This window comes from Adonisia turfae CCMR0081, from assembly GCF_011009555.1.
GTDB classification, from domain to species: domain Bacteria; phylum Cyanobacteriota; class Cyanobacteriia; order Phormidesmidales; family Phormidesmidaceae; genus Leptothoe; species Leptothoe turfae.
The window spans coordinates 2,760,698-2,766,839 of sequence record NZ_QXHD01000004.1 but is presented as its reverse complement, the minus strand read 5'-3'; the positions used below and the strand labels follow the sequence as shown (position 1 = coordinate 2,766,839).

Genomic DNA, 6,142 nt, shown 5'->3' with positions numbered 1-6,142 from the left:
GTGGAGTGCGATCGCGCCAGCATGCAGCGTCGCCAATCCCAGACCTAACCAGACGGCTCGACCCTTGCCACGGTGCATCAAAATATCAAGCCCCTTATCCTGGAGTTGCTTGAGCAACGCTATGACGCGGGGGCCATTCTCCCAAATGATATGAGTCTTCTGAGGTAGAGGGTCAAAAAACTCAACCGCTTTAGCATACTGCTCTGGCGTATCTGCATAGAGACTGACGACGACGGTATTCACGAATGCGCAATCCTTAAGGTGATCGCGAATACGGCTGAGAGCGGGTCTTTCTAGCTCGTCATAAAGGGATGGAATTAAAACAGCGGTTGGCGTATCGCGAGTCAGCTCCAGTGAACGCTCCTCCAATCGCGATATATCGCAACCAAAGTCATGAATCGTCGTGATTCGTTCCTGCTTATAGTCCATATAATCCCTTACACCCGTAGTGTTCAGACATATCATAAGAAAAATATTAAAAAAAATGTGTCCCCAACGCTACAGCGTAATTTGTAACAGTACATACCAATCCTGATCCCCTTGCACTGTTAAGGAACCACTCACTTAACCCCTGATACCAACCTGTATCAGGGGGTTTAGACGATTATTAAAGTAACTACATCAGCTGTCCTAGAGATGCCACATGCTATCGCAGCCAGTTTTTCAGGCGAGAGGCAACCTGAGGACGACGGAGCTTGCGCATTGCTTTGGTCTGGATTTGACGTACCCGCTCCCGAGAGAGATTAAAAATACCACCCACTTCTTCAAGGGTATGGGGTTCACCTGTGGTCAAACCATAGCGCAAAGAAATAATGTCCTTTTCACGCTCTGTGAGTACCTCTGTCAAAACATCAGATATTTCCTGACGCATCATGGACTCATTCATCCGAGACTCAGGCGACAGAGTACTGCCATCTTCCAGCAGTTCCATTAGCTCCGTATCTTCGCCTTTTCCTACGCGATGATTCAGAGATAAAGATTTGCGCCGCACCTGCTGTAGACTGCGCAACTGTTCAGGAGTTAAATCTAATTCTGCCGCTAGTTCAGCCTCAGTAGGGGTGCGGTTCAGCTGTTTTCGAAGCTCTCGCTGAGTTTTCTTAAGTTTATTGAGCTTTTCTACAATATGAATCGGTAATCGAATGGTTCTTGCATCATTGGCAATCGTTCGGGTAATACCCTGGCGGATCCACCAGTAGGCATAGGTAGAAAACTTATAGCCTTTGTCTGGATCAAACTTTTCAGCTGCGCGATTTAGCCCCAGAGCACCCTCCTGAATCAAATCCAGAAATGGCACACCTCGATTGAGATAACGCTTGGCAATGGAAACAACAAGACGCAGATTAGAGCGAATCATCTTGCGCTTAGCACTGCGGGCATACTGTAGGCGATGTTGAAAATCAGCTTCGCTACAGTGCAAGGCACTGGCCATTTCCAGGCGAGTGGGAGTACGTTTCAGCTCCTCACCCATTTTCTTGGATAAAGCTTCTACATCAGCTAGAAACTTGACTTGACGAGCTAGCTCAATCTCCTCATCAGCCTTCAGCAGAGGGTAGCGCGCCATTTCTTTAAAGAACGCTCCGACAGCATCATCAGCCAGGGTCTTCTTATAGGCAGAGGCTACTTCTGCGGTCAGCTCAGCGGCTGGATCAGCATTGAGTTCCTCTTCTTGATCAGCACTCTCCGATCGATTCCAACCAGGGAGATTTGATTCTTCGTTAAACTGACTATCTTGACGATTCTCGCTCTCGGGTTTGGGCGCTTGGTCTACCTCAGTCCAAGGTTCAATTACTGCTGTTTCTGGGGAATTAACAGAAGGAGCCATAGTTCCGCAAGAAAAAATCTGTGCCTGAAGGGTTCTGAAAATGTAGCCGAAGGACGTCGTTAACTATCAATTCAGATGAGACTGTATGCAGCCCCAATTACACTATACCAATCTGATTCTGGAGCACTGTCCATTGTGATATTTTCTGAACGATGAAAACTCTTATTTATCAAGGTTTTTGTAGCTTTTGTAACGTTTGATTCCATTCGTTGCGCCATGTAAAGTTTTCATGACATTTAATCCGGAAATCATGCTTAAAAACCGCTTATTTTTGTTTTTTATTTAATAACTTAAGTCCTTTATTTTTTGTTTGTTAGACGTCTATAGACGTCTATGTTTATTATTAATTTAGATTGCATGCCTCAACCTGAACCCCCCTCTCCATATGCTGTTGAGCTTGTTGAAGTGCTGGTAGATTGCCCTGGGATACAGGAACTTTATACATATGGAATTTCTGGGAATTTATGCGTTGAACCTGGCGATATTGTCAGTGTGACCTTTGGGGGACGTCAGCTAGGTGCGATCGCAATTCGTTTGTCCTCAATGGCAACAATGCCAAACCTGGATTATCAGCTCCGTAATATCGACACAATTATCAGTCAGGGCTTTTTTTCTAAAGATTATTGGAAATTATTAGAACAAGTTGCTGATTATTATCAGACTCCCCTGATTCAGGTGATTCGAACAGCTTTGCCACCTGGTTTGTTAGGGCGTTCTCAACGCAGAATTCGCCTCAAATCTTTACCCCAAGATACGGCCTTTTTATCTGGGTTAGACGCCCTGAGTCCGCCTGCGCAGGCTCTGCTAGAAAGCCTGCGTCGCTCGCCTCAAGGCGATTACACATGGCGCTATTTGCGACGTCAACATGAACGGGCCAAGGCGGGGTTAGATCAGCTACTGCATCAGGGGTGGGTAGAGAGTTATCTAGCGCTTCCCAAACCCCCCCGCCCCCAACAGCGCCAGGCCGTGAGTTTACTGGCTCCTAATGTTCCCACAGACGACCTAACTAACCGACAGCAGGAAATTTTAATCACTCTGAAACGTCATGGGGGTGACCTATGGCTCAGTGATGCCCTACAGCGACTAAAAACGACTAGTGCCACTCTGCAGCGACTCGCAACTAAAGGCTATCTGCTGATTGAGCCAAGAGAGCGTTTGCGGGTGAGTCATCACTCGCAAGCTCCCGCAGACCGTCCGAAAAAACTCACAGATGAGCAGTTTCATGGGCTATCTACCCTCAATCAACTGTCTGGTTATGCCCAGGTCTTACTGCATGGTGTAACGGGGTCTGGCAAAACGGAGGTATATCTACAGGCCATTGCGCCGCGTTTAAAGGCGGGGGATTCAGTATTAGTGTTGGTGCCTGAAATTGGACTTACCCCCCAGCTAACAGACCGATTTCGGGCGCGGTTTGGTGAGCAAGTGTGTGTTTACCACAGTGGTTTGTCCGAAGGTGAGCGCTATGACACCTGGCGACAGATGCTCGATGGCGAACCCCAGGTGGTAATTGGTACCCGTTCGGCCATTTTCCTGCCACTCCCCCGCCTTGGACTCATTGTGCTGGATGAAGAACACGACAGTAGTTTTAAGCAAGACCAGCCAGCCCCCTGCTATCACACCCGCACCGTGGCCAGGTGGCGGGCAGAGATGGCGGATTGTCCGTTAGTGTTGGGTTCGGCAACGCCTGCGCTGGACACCTGGGTTGCGGTGACAGATCCAAATAATGCTGTGGGAGCATTCCATGGAACGCCCACACAGCATTATTTGACCATGCCCAATCGTGTGCATCAACGGCCGTTACCCCCCGTTAATGTGGTCGATATGCGCCTTGAACTTCAGGCTGGCAATCGTTCTGTCTTTAGTCGTTCGCTCACAACGGCCTTAGAACAGATGCAAGCTAAGGGTGAGCAAGGTTTACTTTTTATTCATCGTCGTGGCCATAGTCGCTTTGTTTCCTGTCGCAGCTGTGGCCATGTCATGCAGTGCCCAGACTGCGATGTCTCCCTGGCATATCATCAACCGCAGGATGGTGGTGCCGCTTACCTGCGCTGTCATTATTGCGGCTATGGGCAACGACATCCTGACCTGTGCCCCAGTTGTGAATCGCCTTACCTCAAATATTTTGGCAGTGGTACCCAGAGGATTGTGCATGAGTTGCAAAATCAGTTTCCAGGGTTGCGCTGTCTACGGTTTGATAGCGATACGACGCGGGCAAAGGGGGCTCATCGGGCTTTGTTACAGCGGTTTGCCGCCGGTGAGGCGGATGTCTTGGTAGGTACGCAAATGCTGACCAAAGGCATTGACCTGCCTCAAATTACAGTGGTGGGTATCGTTGCTGCCGATGGACTATTGCACATGCCGGACTACTGGTCGGGGGAACGCGCCTTCCAAACCTTGACCCAGGTGGCTGGGCGAGCCGGACGAGGTGAACGACCAGGACAAGTCATTTTGCAAACCTATACCCCAGATCATCCGGTAATTGGGGCTGCTAAGGACCATAACTATCATGACTTCATCAGTCAGGAAATTGAGCACCGGCAGCTGTTAGGCTATCCACCCTATGGTCGCTTAGTGCTGTTAAGGTTCACCAGCCCAGTGGAGACTGAGGCTGAAGCGGCTGCGCAACAATGTGCTCAGAAGCTACAGAAGTTGATTGCCCCCACTAAGGCCCCATCGGCGTCATTGGACGATCTTGACCTGGCGGGACCTAGTGTATTGGGTCCGACGCCAGCACCTATCTTGCGGGTGGCGCGACGCTTCCGCTGGCATGTGTTACTAAAACTGCCATTGGAAAGGCCAGTGCCGGATTTGACATCATTGCGATCGCACTTACCCAAATCCGTCAGGCTCACCATCGATGTCGATCCGCTCAACCTCAGTTAATGGCCCATGTGCCTAGAACACCATATCGCGCCAATGCCATTCTGTAATGGTCGTATGGGACTGGGGACTATCGGTTTCGAGCTGTGGTGGAGCAACAGCAGCCATCGCATGCATCGGCATTGCCAGTGCTAATCCGGCTGCTAAGATCCCGCTCGAAAGCCTATTTGAAGCGTGCCAGCTTTTCATAGGGACCTCCTGGTATCAAATTAGACTGTTTCAGTTACCAGGATGAGCATTAAGTCTGAGATTTTACTGAGGTGGCCCTAAACCAATCTTAAATTTTTGTAGCCTAGACTACACGACTCGTCAGTGATGTTTCTAGGGTCAAATCTCACCAGTTAATACAGGTGGACCTTTCGGAACATGGGGATCGACGATGGCATCAACGGTAATGATCACTCTAAAAGGGGTGGCGTTGCAGAGGGTGTCCGGGACTGTCCACTGCACATTCCCCACTTCAGTATTATTGAACTCACCGCAAAACATGGGGTCTGACGTTTCTGTTGCCACTGACCAGAGACGATAGATCTGTCCTGCTGGTAATACCGGTAAATTGTGGGATACCAACTGAACTTCTGAATGATCAGGTAGGGTCAATAAACTGCCCGATGACTTGACAGCATTACCGGTGCCTTGCAGAGAATACACCAGGGCATTGGGCTGGCGGAGAATATCGATCACTGGTTCAACGTTGGCCTCGTTTAGCTGGGCCTGGGATTCATCCAGTTTGGCTTGTAGAGTTCGCTGCTCAGCTTTTGCGGCTTGCTGTTCCATGCGAGCGTTGTCTAACTGGGCTTGCAGGCTCGTCTGCTGCTGCCGCAACCGATAGTTGTCTGTCCCTATGATGGCAATCATTAGGGCCGCTGCCATGGCGACCGCGTACCAGCGGCGCTGCCATGCTCTGGGTTGCCTTGATCCGGGGGCTGGTTTTCTGGTCGCTGGTTTTCTAGGCTCCATAGGCGACTGCTTGAGTTGTTGGGCTGAGGCGACGATAGTCTCTTCCAAACCGCCAGGTAGAGATTGGGGATCTAGGGCATAGGGCACCAGGGCCAAGGTTTCTTGGTATGCCAATACCTCGGCTTGCAGTTCAGGTCGCTGAGCCAAAAGTTGTTGAAGTGTGGCCTGCTCTTCCGGTGATAAATCGCCGAGGGCATAGCCTGCGAGTAAGTCATGCCAATCGGGATGCGGGTCTGTAGTGGGTGGCGAATCGAACGACATAGTGGTCTGGCAAAAGTGTGGTCTGGCAAAAGTGTGGTCTGGCAAAAGTTGGGATAGTACGTTAGACGGGGGCTAAAGGTGGTCTTGTAGTGTCTGGCGGAGCTTACGCAGAGCTTGTCGAGAACGGGACTTAACGGTGCCTAGGGGGATATCCAGGCGCTGGGCAATTTCTGACTGACTAAGTCCCTCGTAGTAAGCAATTTCGATGACCTGGCGTTC

At 50.1% G+C, this 6,142-nt stretch carries 5 protein-coding genes and 1 pseudogene; 1 reads left to right on the top strand and 5 read right to left on the bottom strand.

The window, feature by feature from the left end:
- A pseudogene (locus DXZ20_RS37505) lies at positions 1–429 on the bottom strand (glucosyl-3-phosphoglycerate synthase); the annotation flags it as partial.
- Between the two features lie 217 nt (positions 430–646).
- A complete protein-coding gene (locus DXZ20_RS16150; protein WP_163663829.1) occupies positions 647–1,822 on the bottom strand; it encodes an RNA polymerase sigma factor, RpoD/SigA family in 1,176 nt (391 codons plus the stop codon).
- Between the two features lie 357 nt (positions 1,823–2,179).
- Here DXZ20_RS16150 and priA point away from each other — a divergent pair, with 357 nt between their 5' ends.
- Positions 2,180–4,705 (top strand): primosomal protein N', encoded by a 2,526-nt coding sequence (priA, locus tag DXZ20_RS16145; protein WP_250565790.1) that lies wholly within the window; start codon positions 2,180–2,182, stop codon positions 4,703–4,705.
- Positions 4,706–4,717: 12 nt separating this feature from the next.
- Here priA and DXZ20_RS16140 read toward each other — a convergent pair whose 3' ends face one another.
- The 3 genes from DXZ20_RS16140 to DXZ20_RS16130 all read right to left on the bottom strand — a co-directional run.
- A complete protein-coding gene (locus tag DXZ20_RS16140; protein WP_163663833.1) occupies positions 4,718–4,891 on the bottom strand; it encodes a hypothetical protein in 174 nt (57 codons plus the stop codon).
- A 138-nt stretch (positions 4,892–5,029) separates the two neighbouring features.
- Positions 5,030–5,923, bottom strand: a complete 894-nt coding sequence (locus DXZ20_RS16135) for an anti-sigma factor domain-containing protein (protein WP_163699267.1) — start codon at positions 5,921–5,923, stop codon at positions 5,030–5,032.
- 72 nt (positions 5,924–5,995) lie between these two features.
- Positions 5,996–6,142 (bottom strand): sigma factor-like helix-turn-helix DNA-binding protein (locus DXZ20_RS16130; RefSeq protein ID WP_163703510.1); only part of this gene is annotated, 147 nt, incomplete at its 5' end.